The following is a 24,369-nucleotide window of genomic DNA, read 5'->3' on the forward strand; positions in this document are numbered from 1 at the left end:
TATAACTACTGGTGATGTAATCATAATTTAAAGGGGTACTAACTGAATAAAAGAACTACTTGATTTTTAGTATAAAGTTTGAAGAAATAAAGAGGATTTGAAAAAAGTCTTAATCCGTGATTAGTAATTTTTCATGAAAAAGAACTTTTTCATCTTGTTTTATAATTACTATATATTTACCAGGAGGAATGGTTTTTATGTTAATAGTAGAATGTTCACTAGATAGTTCCTTCTGAAAGATTTCTTGACCATTAACGGTATAAATCTTGACCACAGGGCGGTTGTATGAACTAGCAAAACCTAAATTTTCTGATTTTAAATGAAGTTGTAAAAAATCTTGGGCTGGATTAGGAGAACAGGTTATGTTCATCTCTTTTGAATCTGTTACTTGAGTATTAGTAAGATTAATTCCTGTTGCAAACAATTTTAGTGTATCTGATTCTAGCACCACCATGTTGTAATGGTCAAAAAAAGCAATCATTTCAAAAGAATGGTTATTATAGATTTTAAAATCTGCATCTGTTAACCCTGCCGAAACACCTGTGGCGGGGAAGTTTCTTAAATGAACCGTATTGTTATTGAAAGTGTTGGTTGTTTCTGGTGTTCCATCAATATAGTGTTCTCCAATACGCATAAAGAGAGCCCCAAAGTTGAAATCATCATGTAAGTTGAATAAATAACTTGTACCATTTTGTTGTTGGTGAATTACTTTTATAGGAGGATCATAACGAACATTGAACACTTCCTTAACAGCTAAAACTCCAGTGCCTGGAACATCGGACGTTTTTATGGAAAAACCAGGGGCGCAAAGCGTTACTCCCATCAAACGCTTGACACCGTTAACGACCCCAAAGTCTAATTTTTCTAAGGGAGCGTCTGTTAAATAAACACTGCCCTGATTTGTCTTAAACATGGAAGTAGCTCGTTCAGTTGCTAGTGTGCCATTGACAAAAGGTGTGCTAATACTGACCAATTCTCCATCTAAACTCCATCCTCCAGAAGTAACATACAGCGTATCATCTCCGTAAGTCATGTCTTGATAATTAAATCTTGAACTAGATAACTTAATTTTGGAATATATTAAGTTATTGGTATTTAAAACAGAAACATTTGCTCCATTATTCTTTATAAGAACAATTTGGGATTGTGTAGCTGCTTGATTGCGAACTAAAACATAAATGGATTTGGAAATAGGGTTAACTTCTATATTTGCGACAACGATATCCGAGGCATTGAGTCCTGTCACGCCACTCAATACATTCGTGAAATCAGGAATAGCAGTGAGGGTGTTATTGATCGCATCCAAACTATTGTTATCTGCAATATCAATGGCATACAAAGCCGTATCGTTAGAGGAGGTGGCAACCAACACAACATCGGTACCATTCGAGACAAGCTCCAAACCATCAATATAAGAGGTTAAACTTGCGGTTGCTGGCGCTTGTAGTAGTGAATTCTGCCCTTTTAGGAGCGGCGTATTGAATAGAAGTAGACAGGTAACTAAATTTAAAAGTAATATATCTTTCATAAAATGGAACGTTTACAGAATTAATAGAAATAAGTTTATTACATTTTAAAGGTACTGTACAACCAATCGAAACTTATTGCTTCAAGTCTTATCGACTGGTGATGTAAAGGTATAGGGGAATTTGGTGGATTAAAAACAAAAAAAAACAGAAATGTAAAAGCCTAAGTTGTATCTTTAAATGCTTAAAAGGTCAGGCAATTTCATAAAGTTAGGTTATGGATAAACTATCAGAATTAATACACTCTTTAACACCTAGTGAAAAAAGGTATTTTAAGTTATTTGCTAAAAATCAGTCAGGTAAAAGTGTGAATAATTACATATATTTATTTGATTTTTTAAATAAGCAGGATAAATACGATGAAAAGAAAGTGCATCTTCATTTTAAAGGAGCCAAATTTTTGAAGCAACTACATGTTACTAAATACCATTTGTATCAACTTATACTTAAAAGTTTGAGAGCTTTTAGAGCAGGAAAATCGGTGGATAGTCAAGTGTTTTTATTTTTTGAGAATATCGAATTGTTATTCGAAAAGGGATTACTTTTACAATGTCGCCAAGAAATTGACAAAGCGGAAGCTTTTATGCAAGCGCATAACAAATACTTAGATTTGTTAAGATTATCAAGGTGGAAACGAGAAGTACATGTGAAAATAGATAAAAACTTGCCTTATGAAGCTATAGAAAAATCTTTGGAAGAGGAGCGTTATTTGTTAAAATTAGTAGATAACTTGATGCAATACACGCATCTCACAGACAAGTTGCGGTATCAAGTAACGCGAAATGCGTTTAATCATTTCAGGAAAGATTTAAAAAAACATCCTTTATTGCAGGATGAGAAAACGGCATTAACTTTGCCTGCTAAAAGAGATTTTCATAAAGCTAGAACACTTTGTTTATGGACTTCTAGTACTGTTGAGGAATTGGTAGCTTTGGTACGAAGGGAATTAGATTTATTTGAGGAAAATCCTGTTTTCCTTCAGAATAATTTACTTAGTTATGCACTAAGTCTAAATTCATACTGTATTGTAACCCATGAGTTAGGTAATATGCCTCTATTTTTAGAGGCATTAGACAAGCTTCGAAATATAAAAACTACTAAAGTTCCTGTTGCTCTGCACACCAAAACCTTGTATTTTATATGTGGAGCAAGGTATTATGGTGAGAAAAAAGAAGAAAATGGGGATATTAGCCGATTCCTAAAAGAGATGGTAGAGTGGTTCCATGCTTCTTCTGAACAGTTGAGTAAAGCTTATCAGCTAGTTTTGTTGACCAATATAATTCACATTTATTTTGTGCTGGAAGATTATGAAGCAGCTTTGGATTATTCAAATCAATTCCTCGCTCAAGGAAATACTTTTATTCGGGCAGATACACACCGTTTAGCTCGGTTGCGTATATTGCTTATTCATATAGATTTAGGAAACCTAGAGTTACTAGAGTATCTTACTCGATCCCATCTTAGATTTATACAAAAAGAAAAAGAAACAAAAACAATAGATATACAAACGGATATAGCCTTCATTCATTTTATTCAGAAAAAGATTTTGGAATTAAATTCTAAGAAGAAGTTACAAGAAGCTTATGTTGCATTCTTTGAGGAAGTTAAAAGACTTGCCTTTAATAGTAACCGAGTAGAGGAGTATCATTTTCTTTTAATGTGGGTAAAGAGCAAAGCATTAGGTGTTTCTTTTCAAGATACATTTGAATATAAAGATAACATTAAGCAATCACCTAATGATAAAAATCAAAAAAACATGAAATACATAGCACTACTAAGGGGAATTAATGTCAGTGGGCAAAAAAAAATAAAAATGTTGGACTTGCGTAATATGTGTGAAAAAATGGGCTGGCATGACGTTCAAACCTATATTCAAAGTGGGAATATTATCTTTGAAAGCAACGAAGAAGATAAAAGTGTTTTGGAAACGAATTTGAAAGAAGCCATTCAAACGACTTTTGGCTACGAGGTACCGGTGATGATCATGACACAGGCTTATTTGAAACAGGTGGCAGATCAAAATCCTTTTTTGAAGAAAGATCCAAGCATTGATATAAAGTTACTACACGTTACCTTTTTAGGGGCTAAGCCAGCAGACGATTTGGTCGTGGCACTGCAAGAAAAAGATTATGGAACGGATGAGTTTGAGGTGCTTGAAGATAAGGTTTATTTGTATTTTCCAAATGGGTATGGTCGTACAAAGTTGACCAATAATATTTTTGAAAAAAAATTAAAAGTAGATGCAACTACGCGCAATTGGCGAACAGTATTAAAATTAAAAGATTTTTAAGATCTTTCTAGTGGCTATTTTTCAAAAGGATTAACAACTAGTTTGTACTTAAAGTAATTTTTTCTTTCAAAATACTTTGTTATATCGGTATTTGTCGATATGTTTGCAGTATGGATAAAGAAACAGTAATAGAAATTAGTAGATTATTAGCAAACCCTACACGATTGGAAATTTTAGAATGGTTGAGAGAGCCTGAGAAAAATTTTCCACCACACGAAGTTGTCCAACATTTTGATGATGGAGTTTGTTTGACCTATATTCAAAAAAAAGCAGGTTTATCACAGTCTACAATTTCAACTTATTTGGCTAATATGAAAAAGTGTGGCTTATTGACCTTAACAAGGCATGGAAAATGGTCTTATTTTAAGCGAAATGAAGCAACACTAAAAGCGTATGCAGCTTATATTTTATAAAAAAATTTAGATAATTATATCTATATATATCAATATAACAATGTAATATTATGAGCACATTTATGATCGAAGTTATTGGCTGGTTGGGATCAGCCTTTATTCTTATCGCTTACGGAACAACTTTAACAGAAGGCAACAAATATGTTAAACTTAATACGATATTTAATCTAATTGGAGGTATTTTGATTGCTACAAATTGTTATTACAATGGCGCCATTCCATCTTTAGTAACCAATTTAATTTGGAGTGTTATTGCGGTTGGAACAATTATGAAAGCAAGAGCAACAGAGATAAAAATGAAAAAACAATATCAGAAGGTCTGATGTTCCATCTAAGTACTATACATTGATCCGCAAAGCGCCCCCAAATTATGCGTAAGTAGTTTTTTAATAAGTTAAAATAATAGAAGATGAAAATTCTTATCATTGGAGGAAATGGAACAGTTGGGCAGTCTTTAGCAGCACATTTTGCTACCCAAGATGAGGTTATTATTGCAGGAAGAACAAGTGGTTCTATACAAGTTGATATTGAAGATAGTAATTCTATAAGAGCCATGTTTGAAAACATAGGAAAAGTAGATGCTATTATTTGTGTTGCAGGAGAAGCAAAATGGGCTGATTTTGATTCTTTATCAGAATCTGATTATTACATTGGCTTAAGGAGTAAATTGATGGGGCAAGTGAATTTGGTTCGCCTAGGAAAATCTTATTTAAACAAACAGGGGTCTATTACTCTTTCGACTGGGATTTTGGCAGACGATCCAGTAGCTCAAACGGCTAGTGCGGCTATGGTAAATGGGGCACTTCATAGTTTTGTAAAAGCTGCGGTACTTGATTTGAAAGAAGCAATTCGTGTTAATGTTGTTTCGCTAGGTGTTGTAGAGGCTGCTTATGACAAATATAAAGAGTACTTTCCAGGACACCATCCGATTTCTACGACCAAGGTAATTAATGCCTATGTTCGAAGCGTAAAAGGTAGAGGAAATGGAGAAATCATCCGTGTTTACCATTAAGAATTAGATTGAAGGAAATCTTAGGCATTGACTAGCTAATCAAGGTAGCTATGTGTTTCAAAACCACTTATATTAAGGTAAATAGTCAAATTTGTAGACACGTGCCTTGTTTTTTAGTCCCTCAGAAGCGATGAATAAGTCACCTCTAGAGTTAAAGGTAATGCCTTCGGGTTGCTCAAATCGTTTGGCATCCAATCGCTTTAAATGTTTGATATTAAAACTTCGATCTAGTACGACCAAACTATTGCTAACAGCTGATAATAAATAAAATTCGTTCGTAACAGGATGGATTGCAATGGCAGAAGGCTCTAACAACATACTTTTTTTAGCCTTTTTGATTTCTTTCAAATAAACTTTATAAGAAGGATACTCTTCTAAATTTTCTTTGATATACTTTTTAAATGCTTTTCGGGATAATAAGAACGTAGGGTCGAGTTCAAACTTATTTTTCTTTAAATCATAGGTATAGATAGCCCGTACATCCGTGACTTTATCCCCAATAGCAGCCGATGCCTTGCAAGCAATTAATAACCTATTCTTGACAGGGTCAAAGGCAAGTCCTTCCGTATCGTTTACTTCTCCTAAGTTGGTATCAATAACTTTTGTTCGCACTCGCTTTTGTTTTCCTTTCCAATGTTTAATTTGAAATAGTACACCATCTGCTCGAAGCGTATAAAACGTCTCTTTAACGCAAGCGATTCCTTCATAGTCTCCATCTGCGGCAAATTCAATAATGTCCTCTGTATCTCCTGTCTGCATATCAATAAGATAGATTGCCCCTTTTTCATCTTGAACCGCTGCCAACCATTTGTCTTTGTAACAAGTCAAACCCGAAATTTCTTTCAGTTCTTTGGAGAGTTTAAATTTGTCATTAGGGGCTTCTAAATTATACGCAAATTTCGAGTCATACGGCATAGTAAGTATAGAATCGGAGGATGAAAGCTTCTTATTAGAGGTATTAGAGCTGTTTGGGTTTCTACAACCCAACAACACAATCAGAAAAAGAAATTTTAGAATGAAAGATTTAGCATACAAATATAACATGACTGCTTTATTTTTGACCAGAAGCTGTTTCAGAAGATTTGGTAGGCTTCAAAAAACGATGATCCACACTAAAGTTGGCAGGTTTTTTAGCCGTTTTATCCTTAAAGAAATCCATGATTACAGCCATGTCAGCATGTAAGTCACCTGTTGGATAAACTACTTTTCCAAAACCACCCGTTTTTGTTTTATAATCCAAATACCCCAAACAAATAGGAACATTAGCTTGTAGAGCAATATAATAAAAACCCGTTTTCCATTCTGTTTGCAAGGAACGTGTACCTTCTGCTGCAATCATTAAGCAAAGTTTATCTTCTTTAGAAAATAGGTTGGCAATAGCTTGTACGGTACTTTCTCTCTTTTCGCCATCCTTTTTGGGTTTTCTGTTAATGGCAATCCCACCAAGAGATCGCAACAAAGGACCAAAGGGAAAGCCCATGAGTTCTTTTTTGATAGCATATCGAGCTTTTACATTTAGCATACTCATAATAGCTAATGTAATAGGAAAATCCCAGTTAGAAGTATGTGGAGCACAAATCATAACACATTTTTCGTGCAATTCTTTAGGAGGGTTCGGTTCAACTTTCCAACCTGTTAATTTTAAATAAGCTTTACTTAATAATTTCATTTGATGAAGTATGTTTTTTTAGAAGTAAGCAAAAGCAGGGATTAATACCCCATATTACGAGCTATCTCTGGACATTGATTTTCTAAAGCATTAATAAATTCTGCTTTGAATTGAACCAATGCTTCAGGGTCATCTTTGAGCTTTTCTAAAGGATCATCCTCTCCCATACATGCAAGGTGTTCGGTTTTTAGTTGCTCAAAAGTAGCTTGATTAATCGTGCCTGCTTTGAGTTGTATCGTCGCTTTAGAAAAAGCATCGGAGCAGTCACAGAGTTTTTGTGCATAGTCCTTGCCAGAAGGTCCACCACAGCTTGCAACCAATAAACAAGCAATAAGAAGGATGCTGAATGGTTGCCAATATTGAGTGCTATTAACTATTGTTTTCATGCATATATATTTAGTGGTCTGTTTGAAGATGATTAACAGAGCTAGACATAACAATTTTACTTTCATTAAGTGTTCGGGGCTAGTGATTGTTGGTCTACTTTTACAACAACTAGCATAGCTTGTAGCAGACTATCGTAAAATCCGTTGAATAATAGCTTTAGAAACAAGCGTACTATTTGTTAGTTTATTTGGGAAAAATATTATGTATTAGTCAGCTAAGGAACAGGGTCGTGCCCATGTCCACCCCAAGGATTACAACGCAAGATACGACGAAAAGCCAAATAACCACCTTTAAAGGGACCATATTTTTTGATAGCTTCTAAGCTGTATTGCGAGCAAGTGGGCGTATATCGACAAGATGCGGGCAAAATAGGAGAGATAGCCAGTTGATAAAAACGGATCAAACCTATAAAAAGCAGCCCAATAAGTTGGAGGGGAAAATAGAGAATTGCTAATAGTATTTTCATAGTAATCAATTATTATAATTCAAGTTGGGGTAGCAATTTGTCCATTAATTTAAGATATTTTTTTTCAACAGTTGCAAAATCAGAAGGCTCTTTACCGACATAAATCAGCATTAAGTTGAGTTGTTTGTTGCCTGAGTTAAGGTGTTGGTACAGTTCCTGTTTGTGCAAACGGAATGCTTCTCGCATCAATCGCTTGTGTCGATTCCGTTTGACTGCTTGTTTAAAGATCTTTTTGGAAACACTAAAACTAATGCTAACGGGATGAGAGGCATTTGAGCACTCTTTTTCTGCCCAAAAAATACGCAAAGGATAAGCACCAACACTTTGGCGTTTTTTGAATAAAAGCCCAATTTGTTTTCTACTTTTCAGCCGTTCTTCTTTGCTGAATGTATTGGATTTTGACATGTATGCTACTTTAATTATATGTTAGAGGTACTAATACTCCGTTGATTTTTTAGTTTTCCTACGAACCCGTAGGCTCACGAAGTAAAAACGTAAAAAAGCATCTTGCATTAGTTTGATTATCAGCCTTTTAGCATAAAAGTCAACAAAAGCGCATCTTACTGATAATCAAACTAATACGATTTTTCAACGGAGTAATGAGGTACAAAATTACATATTTAACCTCTAATGTCTGCGGTAATGTTCCCTTAACTTAAAAAAATTGAATTTTTAGAGAAAAAGAGACTCAAGAAACATTGTTTTTTGCAGGACATTTTATAAACAGAGGCATGCCTTGCTGATGTGTTTCTACGGATGGCAAAATATCACAATTGTCCCAAATGCCTGTTCTTAGAGTATGGGCATAAGCTTGGGGTAAATGATTGTCTTCCATCAGTCGAGCAGTTTTTAAATGATCGTAGGCAAATTTATTAAATTCAAAACTCAAAAACCCTTGTTGATCGCAGAATTCTAAATACCAGACAGAGGTAGCACCATCGTTTGCAGGCATTCCAATAACCCCCGCGTTGAGCCAGTATTGACCATTTTTATTATCGTGAAATGGAATGCCACAATGCCCTGCTAGAATAACATCTACATTGAGTTGTTGAAATTGCTTTGCTTTTACTGTCCAAGGAGTCGATTTAAAAATAAATTCTGAGGTGTTTTGATAAGAACCATGCAAGACAAAACACTCTTTTTCTGCATAATTGAATTGAATAAATTCGGGCAAGGTTTTTAACCATGCTAAAGAAGTGGCACTAACTTTCGATTTGGCAAAGGGATACCAATTTTTGGAAAAAAGATCACAACGAGTACTTTCTTCAAAATTACAGCCACAGTCATCTTCATTGTTGATCAATTGAAGCTCTACATTACCTGTAATACAATGAATGCCCCAATCTTGTATGGTTTGCAAACAAGCTTCTGGCTCTGCACAATAAGCAACAATATCTCCCGTACAAATAATATTAGATGGCGGAATTTTTTTTGCTTTGGCAATACTTATGAGTTGCTCCAAAGCTTGTAAATTACTATACACACCTCCAAAAATAAGTAAAGGTCCATTTAGTGTTCCGATATGTTGAATGTTATTTCTCATAATAAAAAAATATTAATACTTATAGCTTCTTGTATTCAGTCATTGAGTGCTTTATATATTTGGTCGTGTGTTCTTGCTCCAACTGACAAAATTGTTCTAATAATTGATAGGTGATTATGTGGTATTATGTTTTTGTCAATAAGGTCTGGACGCCTTTAGGGATTATAAAAGCTAGAAAACAAGCAATTGAACCTAAAATATTTAGCGATAGATAATCTCCGTATTTTCCATCAAAAAACAACAAAGCATTTGGACAACCTATAATTAGGATAATACCTGTTAAAATTCCGATAGCAACCGAAAGGTGGAACGATAGTTTAGGTACTGTCCAATTCCAAAGCAAAAAAACAGGTGCCAAGCCAATGACCATAGTACCACTAACTGTCGTTGCGGATAGTATTTCGGGATTAAAAAAAACAGGAATCGTTCCAACAATAGCCAAAACAGCCATAGTCAAACGCCCTTTTTGAACTGTAATTTCATTCACCCATCCCAGATCAATAGTGACTAATTTGGAGAAAGATGAAAATGTTGAATCTAGTGTTGATGCTGCGGAGGTAATCATAATGAAGTTCATAATTAACATCATAACCACACCTAATGTTTTACTAACGACAACAGGTGCTTCTCCTTCTAGTCCATTTATTCGAGCATAGATACCTACAAAGCTGAATAAAAGAATACAAATAGCTCCAATTAGCCCCGCCCACAAAAAACTCTTTAAAGTTGTTTTGGGAGCGGCAATAAAACCTCTGTCTGTCATGACAGGATCATGGAATGGATAACTAAACGATTGTATAATGGCAACAAACAACAGATTTAATCCCATTGCCATCGACCAAGTGCCTTCCTGAAGATAGGTGCTAATCCCCCCATCTGTTTGCGGAATGATTTGCCCTAGAATGATGGCTAACAAAACTCCAAACAAAGCCATTTGAATCAGATCAGTAAACAAGGAACTGCGCATTCCCCCTTTGAGACTATACACTAAGGTTAAACCTGTGAAGACTAAAATAGAGGCATAGTAAGCACTGCTGCCAGCTGCGCCAAAATAACTACCGATGACCATCGTATTAGACCAAATTTCATTAAATAATCGAATGGCAATTAAAATAGAAAACAGCCACAAGGCACTTTGACCGTATTTTTGATGTAGAAATTGGTGAATGCTTTTAAACCCTCCTTGGGTGCGCAGTCGATAAATAATAATGCCCGCTACACAAAAGGAGAGGTAGTACCCTGCATAGGCTAATCCTCCGACCAATCCAAAACTCAACCCAAGATTAGCTGCGTTGGTGATGGACTTGGCAAAAATCCATGAGATGACTAAACTACTGGTCAATAAAACAAAATTGGGAGCTTGTCCACTTTTATTTTCTGCCTTGAAAAACTGTTGTGCGTTTTTAGCAATAGGAGAAAAAAGAATTAAAATCAAACTACTTAGAATAACTAATCCCCATTGCCAAACGATGGTATTGTCCATATAATCTGTGTTAGATTGTAATGATGAGACTGGAAAATCAGAAGGTTGTCAATTTGAAGCCTTTAAATGATTTCTATTTTTTTAAAACCATTACTTACTTCAAATTGACAACTTTTTATAACAGGAGCTAAGGCTTATCCCACCAAACTTTGATGTTGTACGTGTCGCCACCAATTCGACTGACAGCAGCATTGTAATTATTCGGGTTGACGGCCTTTTCTGTATCAGGATAACGATAACGCACAGGAACCATATCATTATTGACATTGTCAACTGCTTGTTTCAAAACAGGAAAACCTGTACGGCGATAATTAAACCAACCTTCGTAACCAACTAGCATAGAAGCCAACCACTTTTGAGTGATGATTTTGCTCAAAGAGCCATCCCAAGCGACTTCAGATTGTACTAAATAGTTTGAAGGCATCGTAGTGTTATAATAATCAAAAGAAGCTTGAATGCCATTCTCATAATACATTTGAGCAGAGCCACCAATCAATCCCCTTTGAGCAGCTTCGGCTAAGGCAAATTGCAATTCGCTATATAGCATAAGCACGGCATTGACACCAGCTGGTTGGTCTCTAAAAATAGCTCCTAAAGTGGATACATCGGCTAAGTCGTATTGTCCAATACTGGCAGGACCTAAACCATTAGGAATGCTTTTGTAGACAGGCATTCCCATACCGACACTAGCACTAGTTGGCTTAAACCAAACTTGCAAACGAGGATCGTTTAAGTTGGTGAGCACAGAATCAATCATACTCGACATACGCACACCGCTGTAATCCCCCTCTCTGATGGTATGCACAAACCATTGACTTGGAGCCGTTGCTAAGTAAGGAACCAAGCTATTATCCATATTGCTTTGCATCAATAAATTGCTGCTAACAATGGTTTGCATTTCAGTCGCTACATTGATTTTATTAGATACTCGCAATAGATACCTAACTCGCAAGGAATTGGCAAAGCGAATCCATTGGTCGACATTGCCATTATAAATAAGGTCTCCTTTGATAGGCAAGTTGTTGCGACTACCATCTAAAATTGTTACTGCATCACGAAGCGTTTGCAAAATGCCTTCATTGCCCGTATAAATTTCTTCTTGCGTATCGTACTTAGGACTGAAGTTGTTATCAGAAGTCCCTTTTATAGCTTCTGAATAGGGAACATCTCCCCACAAATCAGTTAACGTAGCAAATAAAAAGGCACGCATAACTAAGGCAACTCCTTTGTAAGTTTGGTTGCCATTTTCGGCTAATGTTTCTAATGATTTGACATCATTGAGCAACAAGTAAGTTTTGTTCCACAATTCTGTATTGGTACGAATGTCATACCGATCAATTTCATTAAAATTGTGTTTTGCTGTTAACTGTGCTAAAAAGTTTCCTGCATTCCAAGCATCTACCGCGTTGTTGTTGGCTGCATTCCAAAGAATATTAGATAGTAAAAATTGTGCATCTACTTGCTCAGGAGCATTAGGGTTGGTGTTTATCTTTTCGAATTCCTTAGAGCAGCTCCCAAAACTAAGGCAAGCCAAAAGGAGTATATATATTTTATAATTCATTGTTGTTATATAGTTTTTTCTGAAGGATTACTTAAACCCTCCATCGTATTAGAACCGTTTATAAAGTCAAATTAATGCTGAAACCGAAACTTCGGCTAGATGGATAAGACATATCTTCTACTCCAAATGTAAAGTTGCGTCCTTGCATGGCAGCCAATTCTGGATCAAAATGCGGATTTTCTGTAACGACAGCTAGGTTTTTAGCAATGAAAGAAAATTTAATGCCTGTAAAGTGAATTTTCTGAACCAACTGTTGTGGCAAACTATAGCTCAAGCGAACTTCACGCAATTTTAAGTATGAAGCATCGTACAAAGCATTGGCTTCATTGTCTCTATCGTAGAACTGATTGTAATAATCTTGGGCAGGAATAGCCGTTGTGTTGTCTACATAAACAGGTGTTTGATCGGTGCCTACATTAACAACACCTGTTCCAACAATACCTGTTTCTCGACCTTCTAGGGTACTAGCTAAAGCTCCTGATGTACTAGCAATTGCCAACGTACGAGAAACAATAGTACCCCCTTGTCGCCAGTCAAATAAAACACCAAGACTGATGCCTTTCCAAGACAACTCTGTTCCAAAACCTAAGATAAAGTCAGGATTATAATTGCCCAATAGACGCAAATTAGGATCTTTGACGGGATTTCCATTCGCATCATACACGTGCTTGCCATCTACTTCCAATAAGCCTGTTCCGTACATGTCTCCAATTCTACCCCCTTCTGTAGCAATATAAAATACGCTTCTATCAGAGCGATCATAAACACGAGCTGCTCCTGTGACATACTGTTCTACGCCTTCTGGCAATTCGATAACTGTACTTACATTTCTACTAAAATTAGCAAATAAGTTCCACTGAAAATCTTTTGTACGCACTGGTGTGGCGGTTAAGATAGCTTCCACGCCTGTACTTTGAATTTTACCACCATTCGCAATTTTAGAAGTATAGCCACTTGCGGTAGAAGTGGGTAGTTCGATAATTTGGTTGGAACTAATGTTATTATAATAAGTAAAATCCAAACCTAAGCGACCTTGGAAAAATCGAAAATCTCCTCCAAATTCATAAGCCGTAGAACGTTCTGGTTGTAATTGGCTGTTGAGCAATGTGCTGGAGTTGGTGACGGTAGGATTAGAGCCATACAACTGCCCAAAAGCAAAGGTATTGTTTAGATTATAAGGATCGGTATCATTTCCAACACTAGCAACGCTTGCTCGTACTTTGATTAAACTAATTGCCTTTGGCATTTTAATCAAATCAGAAATAATAGCACTCAAGGAGAAAGCGTAATAGGCATAAGAATTATTGGCTGTTGGAAGTGTACTAGACCAATCGTTACGAACTGTTACATCTAGAAAAATACTGCTTCTAAAGGCAATTTGACCTAAGGCATAAATACTCATAATTTGCTTTTGCTGGCGGTACTGAATATTGCTTAAAGGTACTCTAGAGTTGCCAAAATTATAAATACCAGGAACCGATAATTCCTTAGCCGAGGTACTCAAATAACTAAATTGCTGATTCATCAAATTGCCACCCAACGCAACTGAAAATTGCCAATCGTCATTAATCGTTTTGTCATAACTCAACAAAAAGTCGGTATTTACTTCCGAGAAAGTAACTTCGTCCTCTCGATAAGCACCATTTCGGAAACGTTGCGAACTGAAGGCACGTTGCGAAGTGCGTAAATCGTTGTAAAAATCAATGCCATTTCGCAAACGAATTTTTAACCCATCCATTAATTGATAAGCAACAGAGGTATTGTTGATAATGCGGTTTTTGTTAAAACCATTGCGATTTTCTAACATAGCCAAATAAGGATTGTCCATCCACGCATAGTTATAATTAAATTGTGCTAATCCCTCTTGACCACGTTGCCAATAATCCTTTAGTGCCGCTACATCAACTTGTCTACCCATCCAAGTAAAGAGATACATGATATTTTCAGAACCATACCCACTTGCAGGTCGATTGCTACTATTAGAATTGATAAAATTAATATAGGTTCTTGCTGATAACTTAGGCGTTAATTGATAGCCTCCACTAACGGCAAAACTGTGTCGCTTTAAGTCCGTGCCAGGAATAATTCCTTGGTTATCAATGTTGGTATAGGATATTCTAAAATAGCCCTTATCATTAGCACCAGTTAAGGCAACATTATTGGTGAACGTTAGACCAGTTCTAAAAAAACTTCGAATATTATCTGGACGAGCGATCCAAGGGGTTGGCGTAATGGCATTGCCATTTCGACCAATAATATCACCACCACGAATGGCTTCCCCCGCTACGCTAGTAGAAGGACCATCAAACTGAGGTAATAGGCGACCATCTAAACGTGGTCCAAAGCTAACAATTTGTCCACCACCACTAGACGTACCATCGACATATTCAAAATTACCATTGGTTCCTTGACCGTATTCATTCTGATATTGTGGTAGGCGAAATAAAGACTCGGCAGTAAAACTACTGTTGATCGAAACGCCAATGCCTTTTTTTCCTTTTCCTGTTTTGGTGGTGATAACGACCACTCCATTGGCTGCTCTAGAACCATACAAGGCAGTCGCACTAGGTCCTTTTAGAATATTGATGGACTCAATATCGTCTGAACTAATTTCTCCCGCACCATTTCCATAATCAACTTCTTGAAAACCTGTTGCATCATTTTCGGTTTGGTTGGTAATCAATTCATTGCTGATAGGAACGCCATCAACGACAAATAAAGCTTGGTTTTGTCCTGAAAGAGACGATTGCCCTCGAATAAAAATATGAGACGAAGAACCGACACCAGATGAACCATTGGTAATTTGTACACCAGCGACACGTCCAGCCAAACTATTGACAACATTTTCTTGGCGAACTTCTTGCAAAACAGCTCCATCAATTTCTTGTGTGGCATAGCCCAACGCTTTTTTCTCGCGTTCGATTCCTAGTGCTGTCACTACAATTTCTTTGAGGTTTTCGGTATCAAAACCTAAGATTATTGTCAAAGGGCGGTTGCCTTCTGTTTTTACCTCTTTGGTAACCATTCCAATGTAGGAGATGATTAAAGTGGCCGTATCTGTGCTGAGGGTTAGTTCAAACGCTCCTGTTTCGGAGGTGACGGTGTTGTTGTTGCTTGAGTTTTTTTCGTAAACCAAAGCTCCAATTAAAGGTTCTTGTGATTCTTGATCAATTACTTTGCCCTTGACAGTCTGTTGTGCTATACTGTTTAAAGAAAGTAATACCAATAGAAATCCCAGAAGAAATCCCTGTCTCATAAACTTAATTTTTAGTAATAGTAATAGAATGGTAATAACCAAGTAGTTGGAGATGGTATACCAATACTTAGCATTAATTTTTTTTTCAGAAAGAGGGGGATCTATCTTATAACAATGAAAATGAAAGAGAATGTATGTCCGTTAGACATGGAAGGGCGGAGGACGATTGTAGTGATAGATGTAATAATTGATAGCACCTTGTAAGCGATTCTGAAAACAGGGCAAGAAAGTATGAGAACTATTAATCAGTTGCTTTAATCGAAAATTAAAGTTATAGTTGGTACCTGATTTTAAGAACTGCATTAAGTCGTAAAACGAGTCAATGTCTTGTAGTTTTTGAGTCGAATAGATCGTTGCATCTCGATTCAAAAAATAGTTTTTTAGGTGCTCAAAGATAGCCTCCGATTCCCATTCAAGATTGGCAAATATAGTTTTGTCAAACTGCGCCCGATGAAAACCAATTAGGTAAACACCGCCATCGTTTGAGGCACCTAATGTAGCTTGTGTCGTGCTAATTTGTTGTGCCGCATTTTGCAGCAATCTACTAGAGATATCTGGTGTGTCTGTTCCTATAACCAGTACTTGGTTAAAACCTGCTTGAAAAACAGTAGCAACAGAATTGCTTAAACGTTCTCCTAAGTTGTCCCCAACTTGTTGATTGGAGTTGATTTCAATAACTGAAAAGCTAGTTTGTTGAGCCGCACGACGAGTTTTTGCAATCAATTCTGCACATATCTTTTGGTTGGTTCCATAAGATAACCGATCTCCCGAAAGCTTGTGTTTGGCTTCGGCACCAGAGGTTCTGGTAAAGATGAGTATGGCAGTTTGTTGGTGCATAAATCTATTTCGTGTGAGCTAATTCACTCATTTGGGGACTTCTATCAATGTCTAAATGTATAGATTCATTTTCAAGAAAAAAAGATATTGAGAAATAAATGTTAAAAAAGGATGTTTTTATGACAGAGAGCTGGCATTTGATTGAGCATAAGTTTTTTAGTGGCAAAGTGAGTAGAAAGTATTTGGAAGAATGGCTGTTTGTAAATAAAAATGTATTTTGAACCACTTTAATAATTTCTTTATATACTACTTTATAAAAATCTGTCAATTTTAATTGATTACTGGTAACAATGGCGAGTTTTTATACATTTAATGGAGTGGGAGTAATTATGGCAAAAAAATAAATCACAATGGCAAGAATGTGCCCTTGTATTTGTCATAAAAAAATGTATATTGCAACTCGATTACAATATGTAGAACATTAAAATAGTAATATCTTTGTAAGATATACAATGCCTTCCCTCGAACATTCTAACTATATTAAAATCTTCTATGGTTAAATCGTAATATTCCCAATATTCCTTTTAATGTAAAACTCTTCCAAATTGCAATCCAAATTTATCTATTGCAAAAAAATTAAGGCATGAAAATGTCAAACCGCACATAATTTAAATTTAATAATATTAATTATTTTATAAAATTGAATGCACGTAATTATGAAGAGAAAAATACACGCTTATCAGATAACCTTTATCCGATTATTACTAGTGGTATTGATTTCGTCCCATCTTCCTTTTAAAGCGGACAGTCAAACGACAATTTCAGGTGTAGTAAATAGCTATACCAATGTAACAAGTGTCAACGTAGCACCTTGTGAAAGCTCTATCACAGTAGGAGATGCTTCGTTATTTTCACCAGGAGACAAAGCACTTATTATTCAAATGAAAGGAGCAGATGTAGATTTAACCAATACGGCTGCATTTGGCTCTATTACCAATTACAACAGTGCGGGGTTGTACGAGTTTTTTACAATTATTGATGTGAATGTAGGTGCCAATACAATTGTAACAGGTAGTTTTAACAATACTTACGATCCTGCAGGGTTGGTTCAGTTAGTTAGAGTACCTAGTTATGATAATGTCACCATCAATGGAAACTTAACTGGTCAAGCATGGAATGGTACTACTGGAGGAGTGATTGCAGTATATGCGACCAATACGGTTGATTTGGCAGCAGATATTGATGCTTCTCAACTTGGTTTTAGAGGGATCACAACACCTAGTTCAGCATCCAACTGTTTGGCAACAGACTATTCTTTTAACAATACTAGCCCTGATGGGGCAGACAAAGGAGAAGGAATTGCTATTACAAATGCCAATTTTGCAAGAGGTCGAGGGGCATGGGCTAATGCTGGAGGAGGTGCCAATATCCACAATGCCGGTGGCGGTGGTGGTGGAAATGGCGGTGCTGGTGGTCGTGGTGGAGAGCAGTGGCAAGGCTGTGGAAATACTTTAGCTGCTGGACCTAACCAATTTGCAACAGGAGGTGTTGGTGGACACGCCATGCCTATAGGACCTTCTTTTAACCGTTTGTTTTTAGGTGGAACAGGAGGATCAGGAGATTCTAATAATGGTTTCGCTTCTAATAATACAGAAGGAGGAGGAATTGTAATTATTCGTGCTAGTCATTTAAATGGTAACGGTTTTACGATTAGAGCAATCGGAGGAACGGTTCCTGTTAGTGCCAATGGGGCAATTGACGGTGGTTCTGGTGGTGGCGCTGGAGGAAGTGTTTGTTTGGATTTGCAAACAATTGGAGCATCTGCTTTAACAGTAGATGTTCATGGTGGAGATGGTCAAGATATTGATTATCGTGGAGATGATGCACACGGTCCTGGTGGCGGTGGCGGTGGTGGTATTTTGTGGCATAACTTACCAACCTTGCCTGCCAATGTAGTGGTGGTTAATAATGGAGGAAGAGAAGGTCGTATGTTACAAGCTCCTAACGCTGGTACGCCTAATGGTGCTCTTGCTGGAGCATCAGGAAGAGTAATTACTAGTTTGGTTTTACAAGAAATAGATGATAGAGACAACGATGGTTTAAGTGCCAGTTGTGATATTGATGATGATAACGATGGTATTCCAGATGTTGTAGAAATTTGTGGTTTGGGAGCAACTGATTTTACTTGTGTAGGTGGAACAGATCCTGGATTAGATGATGACGGCGATGGTATTATTAATTACAGAGATCCTGATTATTGTGTTTTGAATGCTAATGGTGTGTGTGCCTCAATGGACACCGATGGTGATGGCGTGCCCAACCATTTGGATTTAGATGCGGATAATGATGGTATAGCAGATATTATAGAAGCTGGCGGTGTTGATACTGATGGAGATGGAGTTATTGATAATGTTGTTGATCAAAGAATTCCAGGAGGATATTCAGAAAATAGTTGTAGTGCTACCCCTCTAACGATCACAAGTCCAACGACCTTAACGTTAACTGGAGATGGTAGTCAAGATATTGCTTTGCCATTTGCTTTTGAATATTTTGGAGTTCCGTTTGCGGGTAATTTACGTGTTAATATGAATGCTTGGGTTAGTTTTGATGCAATTGCACCCGCTTCTCCTTGGGTTCCTCAAACATTTCCAGATGCTACATACACCAATACTATTGCAATGAACTGGTCAGACCCTGAACCTCAGAACGGAGGAACAGTACGTCATGGAACCAATGGTACTGCTCCAAACAGAGTGTTTATTTTAGAGTATGTTAATAATCCATTTTTCTCAGGAACAGGAACTATTACAACGCAGCTTCAGTTACACGAAGGAACAAATGAAATAAGAATCGTAACAACTAACTTTAATCCTTCTACAGGTAGCTTCTCAATGGGATTAAACCAAAATGGTACAACAGCTTATACCATTACAGGAAGAAATAATGCGGTTTATAATATTACAACACCAGAATGTCGAGGGTTTACCTACACAGCAGGAGTTATTCCAAATGGATTAGCGGATATTTATGACGCAAATCCGCTGCCAGTTTTCGATACAGATGGTGATGGCATTCCTAACTTCTTAGATTTAGATGCGGATAATGATGGCATTCCAGATATCGTAGAGGCAGGTGGAACAGATGCGAATGGCGATGGACGTGCCGATAATTACACAGACGAAGATAACGATGGTTTTAACGATGTAGTAGATGGTGATGTAGGGAATAATGGTACAGCAGAAAATACATCTAATGCACTGGTACTAACAGGTGCCGATGGTAATAATGACGGTCTTCCTGATAGTTATCCAGCGAATGATACAGATGGTGATGGCATTTTAGATTATCTAGACTTAGATGCAGATAACGATGGCATTCCAGATGTAGTGGAAGCAGGAGGAACGGATGTAAATGGCGATGGACGTGCGGATAATTATGCTGATGCGGATGGAGATGGTTTTAACGATGTAGTAGATGGTGACCCAACGAATGCATTGGCAGCAGGAATAGATACGAATGGAGCGAATACATCAGATGCACTGATAGTAACAGGTGCAGATACCAATGGTGACGGTGCTCCGAATAGCTATCCAGAAGGTGATACGGATGGAGATGGTGTTTTAGATTATCTAGACTTAGACGCAGATAACGATGGCATTCCAGATGTAGTGGAAGTAGGTGGAACGGATGTAAATGGCGATGGACGTGCGGATAATTATGCTGATGCGGATGGCGATGGTTTTAACGATGTAGTAGATGGCGATCCAACAAATGCTTTAGCGGCAGGAACAGATACGAATGGAGCGAATACATCGGATGCCTTACAATTGACAGGAACAGATACGAATGGCGATGGTGCGCCGAATAGCTATCCAGAAGGAGACATAGACGGTGATGGAGTGTTAGATCAATTAGATTTAGACGCAGATAACGATGGCATTCCAGATGTAGTGGAAGCAGGAGGAACGGATGCAAATGGAGATGGACGTGCGGATAATTATGCTGATGGGGATGGAGATGGTTTTAACGATGTGGTAGATGGTGACCCAACGAATGCATTGGCAGCAGGAACAGATACGAATGGGGCGAATACATCGGATGCCTTGCAATTGACAGCAACAGATACGAATGGCGATGGTGCGCCGAATAGCTATCCAGAAGGCGATACAGATGGCGATGGTGTTTTAGATCAATTAGATTTAGATGCAGATAACGATGGCATTCCAGATGTAGTAGAAGCAGGAGGAACGGATGTAAATGGCGATGGACGTGCGGATAATTATGCTGATGCGGATGGCGATGGTTTTAACGATGTGGTAGATGGCGACCCAACAAATGCTTTAGCAGTAGGAACAGATACGAATGGAGCGAATACATCGGATGCCTTGCAATTGACGGGAACAGACACGAATGGCGATGGTGCGCCGAATAGTTATCCAGAAGGGGATGCGGATAGAGATGGTGTTCTAGATTACTTAGACTTAGATGCAGATAACGATGGCATTCCAGATGTAGTGGAAGCAGGAGGAACGGATGTAAATGGCGATGGACGTGCGGATAATTATGCTGATGCGGATGGAGATGGTTTTAACGATGTAGTAGATGGTGACCCAACCAATGCGTTGGCAGCAGGAACAGATACGAATGGGGCGAATACATCGGATGCCTTGCAGTTGACAGGTGAAGATACCAATGGTGATGGTGCGCCAAATAGCTATCCAGAAGGTGATACGGATGGAGATGGTGTTTTGGATCAATTAGATTTAGATGCAGATAACGACGGGATTCCAGATGTAGTGGAAGTAGGTGGAACGGATGCAAATGGTGATGGACGTGCAGATAATTATGCTGATGCGGATGGAGATGGTTTTAACGATGTAGTAGATGGCGATCCAACAAATGCTTTAGCGGCAGGAACGGATACGAATGGAGCGAATACATCAGATGCCTTGTTATTAACAGGGGCAGATACCAATGGTGATGGGAAACCAAACAGTATGCCTAACGGTGATTTGGATGGTGATAATGTATACAATCATTTGGATTTGGATGCCGACAACGATGGTATTTTGGATATCGAAGAAGCAGGTGGAATGGATGCGAATAGAGATGGTCAAGAAGATGCTTATGTGGATGCGGATGGAGATGGCTTTAATGATGTAGTAGATGGTGATCCAACGAATGCATTGGCAGCAGGAACAGATACAAACGGAGCGAATAGTGCCAATGCGACTACTCGAACAGGAGCTGATACGGATGGCGACGGTGCACCGAATAGCTATCCAAATGACAACCAAGATGGTGATAACAATTATAACTTCTTGGATATAGATGCAGACAACGATGGTATTGTTGATAATACAGAAGGACAAGCAACTAGTGCTTACATCGCACCCGATAATAACGATGCGGATGGAGATGGAATAGACGATGCTTATGATAATGACGATGCTAATTTTGGTGGATCGGATTCAGGTATTATACCAAATAATCAAGATGGCGCAGCAGATAATCCAGATTATCTAGATTTGGATACCGACAACGATGGTATCGCGGATGCTATTGAAGGGCATGATACAAATGGTGATGATGTTGTAAATGGTACCGATAGTCCAAATGCCAATACAGGCTTATCAGGTGGTACAACTGACGCGGATGGTGATGGTTTGTTGGATGGTTATGATAACAATACAGCAAGTACCAATGCAACTAATACAGGATTGAATCCGAATGCTCATCCAGATGCTAAAAATGAGATTACAGTTGAGCGTGATTGGAGAGAGGGCAATACAACTTATGTTGTTAACGATGTTAATTCGACACCATTAAATGTAACGGTTACAGGTAATGTCTTGACGAATGATTATGATCAAGAAGGAAATGTGCAAGGAGTGACTGGAAACATTGAAATCGATACAGATGGAGATGGCATCCCTGAAACAGGTGCTGGTTTAGGAACAGGAGTAACGGTTGGTGGTGTGAATGAAGATGGTACTCCAACTGCAAACGCAGGAACCTTGACTCAAAATGCCGATGGTACGTATACTTTTGTCCCAACAACAGGCTTTGTTGGAGAAGTAACTTACCATTATCAAGCATGTGATAATGCTACTCCTCAAATTTGTGGTGAAGCAGCTGTAACCATCGATGTAGAACCTGCTCCAACGACAGATAATGGAGAATTGGCTTTAGCACCAGATGTCAATACAACATACGATGATGTAGTGGTAAATGGTCAAGTGTTAGCAAATGACAATGACCCAGATGGTGATAATATTTTGGTAACAGGAAACATTCAAACAGATACAGATGGTGATGGAACCGTAGATGCAACAGTAGCTCTAAGTACGCCAACAACAATTGGTGGCGTTGATCAAAAAGGGAACCCAGTTGTAAATGCAGGAACCTTGACTCAAAATGCCAACGGTACCTATACTTTTGATCCTGTTGCTGGATTCATAGGTGTGGTAGAATATATTTACACGGCTTGTGATGATGGGACACCAATTACTTGCGAACAAACAACGGTAACCATTAATGTTTTGCCAAGGGTGTATAATAGTACCAATGCAATAGATGACGAAGAGTTTGTAGACAAAGGAGCAACTTTAAATGATAATGTTTTGGCAAACGATACGGATGTAGAGGGAGATAATCAAGTCGGTGGAGTGTCATTAGTGACAGGTCCGACCAATGGTAGTTTGACCTTGAATCCAGATGGAACATACACTTACACGCCAACTGATCCTAATTTTGTTGGTAACGATGAATTTGTATACAGTGTATGTGACAATGGAAGCCCTCAAGTATGTGACACAGCAACTGTTTATATTACAATTTTGGATGTGAACAAGGATTATAGCGAAACTGGAGTTTATGGTGTGGCATGGCATAGAGCTATAAGAGATGGTAACGGAGATAACGTATTAGACGGTGGTACCGATGTTTGGTTGGGATCAAATACAGATTTTGAAACAGGAAGCTTAGTATTAGATAACTTTGATGATGGGATAACAATTGGTGCAGGTCCTGGAGAATTTCCTACTGCTGTGGTCGCTAATCAAGTATTTAACTTGGATATAACTGTTAATTCTACGGTTGCAGATAATGTATTCTATGGTCTATGGATTGATTGGGATAACAATGGAGCGTATGACGATTTTTATACAGGAAACGTAGCAACAGCGAGCCCAACAACAACAACGATTGCAGTAACGGTACCTGGAACATACAATGGGACCGAAACCGTGAATATTCGATTGAGAGCGGACGATGATGCATTTGCAGTAGGAGATTTTGCTGGAGGAAGAACGAATGGAGAGGTAGAGGATTATCAAGCATTGGTTGTCGATTTGCCAGTAGAGTTGTTATACTTCGATGCAAAATTGAAAGACAAAAACATTGGTGTCTTAAGTTGGGCAACCGAAAATGAATTGAATAATGCTGGTTATGAAGTAGAACATGCATTACCAACGACAGGAACACCTGTATTTGAGCAAATAGGTTATGTAGATGGTGCAGGAACTACTTCAATGCAACAGTTTTATACTTACGAAGTACCTCGCTTAGTTTCAGGAGTACACTACTTCCGCTTGAAGCAAGTAGACTTTGATGGCACATCGACTTATACTCAAATTCGAGCTTTAAGAGTAGAGGAAACTTTAGTTCAGAAGTTATTCCCAACGCTATTGCACCAAGGAAGCAATACTGTTTATATCCAAGTAGAGAAAGACGATAATTACAAGATAGAAGTACTGACAACTTTAGGACAAGTTGTAGAATCTTATACCAAAGAAATACAATCTAGCAATTATCACGAATTGAGATTGGCTACGGATCGTTATCCATCAGGAGTCTATTTAATACGAGTAAGTAATGGTACCAATGCATTTACTGAAAAAATAAGAATAGAATAGTCTTAAGTGACTTAGAAGCATAAAAAAGGCTCTAACTAAATTTTAGTTAGGGCTTTTTTTATTAGAATTC

General features: G+C 37.8%; 16 protein-coding genes. 5 read left to right on the top strand and 11 right to left on the bottom strand.

Annotation, left to right across the window (positions count from 1 at the left end):
* Positions 1-109: 109 nt before the first annotated feature.
* Entirely contained in the window at positions 110-1,528 is a 1,419-nt protein-coding gene (locus QP953_RS05680; protein WP_309554249.1) for a T9SS type A sorting domain-containing protein, read from the bottom strand.
* Positions 1,529-1,743: 215 nt separating this feature from the next.
* On the opposite strand from QP953_RS05680, the gene QP953_RS05685 reads away from it, so the two are divergent.
* From QP953_RS05685 to QP953_RS05700, 4 genes are all read left to right on the top strand, one after another.
* Positions 1,744-3,816, top strand: a complete 2,073-nt coding sequence (locus QP953_RS05685) for a DUF1697 domain-containing protein (protein WP_309554251.1) — start codon at positions 1,744-1,746, stop codon at positions 3,814-3,816.
* A 110-nt stretch (positions 3,817-3,926) separates the two neighbouring features.
* Positions 3,927-4,229, top strand: coding sequence for a helix-turn-helix transcriptional regulator (locus QP953_RS05690; RefSeq protein WP_052593745.1), 303 nt, complete (start codon positions 3,927-3,929; stop codon positions 4,227-4,229).
* Between the two features lie 50 nt (positions 4,230-4,279).
* Positions 4,280-4,552 (top strand): CBU_0592 family membrane protein, encoded by a 273-nt coding sequence (locus QP953_RS05695; protein WP_052593746.1) that lies wholly within the window; start codon positions 4,280-4,282, stop codon positions 4,550-4,552.
* Positions 4,553-4,638: 86 nt separating this feature from the next.
* Complete coding sequence (locus QP953_RS05700) at positions 4,639-5,241, top strand: short chain dehydrogenase (protein WP_309554252.1); 603 nt, start codon at positions 4,639-4,641, stop codon at positions 5,239-5,241.
* A gap of 72 nt (positions 5,242-5,313) precedes the next feature.
* On the opposite strand, the gene QP953_RS05705 is transcribed toward QP953_RS05700, so the two are convergent.
* The 10 genes from QP953_RS05705 to QP953_RS05750 all read right to left on the bottom strand — a co-directional run bounded on the left by QP953_RS05705 (position 5,314) and on the right by QP953_RS05750 (position 16,443).
* Positions 5,314-6,285 carry an SdiA-regulated domain-containing protein gene (locus QP953_RS05705; RefSeq protein WP_052593748.1) on the bottom strand — a complete coding sequence of 324 codons (972 nt, stop codon included), beginning with the start codon at positions 6,283-6,285 and terminating at the stop codon, positions 5,314-5,316.
* Positions 6,286-6,292: 7 nt separating this feature from the next.
* The gene (locus QP953_RS05710; RefSeq protein WP_052593750.1) at positions 6,293-6,910 is read right to left on the bottom strand and encodes a 1-acyl-sn-glycerol-3-phosphate acyltransferase; all 618 of its coding nucleotides are present in this window, start codon (positions 6,908-6,910) and stop codon (positions 6,293-6,295) included.
* Between the two features lie 41 nt (positions 6,911-6,951).
* Positions 6,952-7,296, bottom strand: a complete 345-nt coding sequence (locus tag QP953_RS05715) for a hypothetical protein (RefSeq protein ID WP_052593752.1) — start codon at positions 7,294-7,296, stop codon at positions 6,952-6,954.
* Positions 7,297-7,511: 215 nt separating this feature from the next.
* On the bottom strand, positions 7,512-7,763 hold the full coding sequence (gene yidD, locus QP953_RS05720) for a membrane protein insertion efficiency factor YidD (RefSeq protein ID WP_052593754.1): 252 nt from the start codon (positions 7,761-7,763) through the stop codon (positions 7,512-7,514).
* Positions 7,764-7,775: 12 nt separating this feature from the next.
* The gene (gene rnpA / locus QP953_RS05725; RefSeq protein ID WP_052593756.1) at positions 7,776-8,168 is read right to left on the bottom strand and encodes a ribonuclease P protein component; all 393 of its coding nucleotides are present in this window, start codon (positions 8,166-8,168) and stop codon (positions 7,776-7,778) included.
* Positions 8,169-8,451: 283 nt separating this feature from the next.
* Complete coding sequence (locus tag QP953_RS05730) at positions 8,452-9,306, bottom strand: metallophosphoesterase family protein (protein WP_309554254.1); 855 nt, start codon at positions 9,304-9,306, stop codon at positions 8,452-8,454.
* A gap of 124 nt (positions 9,307-9,430) precedes the next feature.
* A complete protein-coding gene (locus QP953_RS05735; RefSeq protein ID WP_309554255.1) occupies positions 9,431-10,789 on the bottom strand; it encodes a sodium:solute symporter in 1,359 nt (452 codons plus the stop codon).
* Between the two features lie 127 nt (positions 10,790-10,916).
* The gene (locus tag QP953_RS05740) at positions 10,917-12,350 is read right to left on the bottom strand and encodes a SusD/RagB family nutrient-binding outer membrane lipoprotein (RefSeq protein WP_309554257.1); all 1,434 of its coding nucleotides are present in this window, start codon (positions 12,348-12,350) and stop codon (positions 10,917-10,919) included.
* A gap of 58 nt (positions 12,351-12,408) precedes the next feature.
* Positions 12,409-15,606 (bottom strand): SusC/RagA family TonB-linked outer membrane protein, encoded by a 3,198-nt coding sequence (locus tag QP953_RS05745; protein ID WP_309554258.1) that lies wholly within the window; start codon positions 15,604-15,606, stop codon positions 12,409-12,411.
* A 141-nt stretch (positions 15,607-15,747) separates the two neighbouring features.
* The gene (locus QP953_RS05750; RefSeq protein WP_309554259.1) at positions 15,748-16,443 is read right to left on the bottom strand and encodes a DUF2064 domain-containing protein; all 696 of its coding nucleotides are present in this window, start codon (positions 16,441-16,443) and stop codon (positions 15,748-15,750) included.
* Between the two features lie 656 nt (positions 16,444-17,099).
* Here QP953_RS05750 and QP953_RS05755 point away from each other — a divergent pair.
* Positions 17,100-24,299 (top strand): cadherin-like domain-containing protein, encoded by a 7,200-nt coding sequence (locus QP953_RS05755; RefSeq protein ID WP_309554260.1) that lies wholly within the window; start codon positions 17,100-17,102, stop codon positions 24,297-24,299.
* The last annotated feature ends 70 nt before the right edge of the window (positions 24,300-24,369 follow it).

It is taken from the genome of Aureispira sp. CCB-E (assembly GCF_031326345.1).
Lineage (GTDB): Bacteria > Bacteroidota > Bacteroidia > Chitinophagales > Saprospiraceae > Aureispira.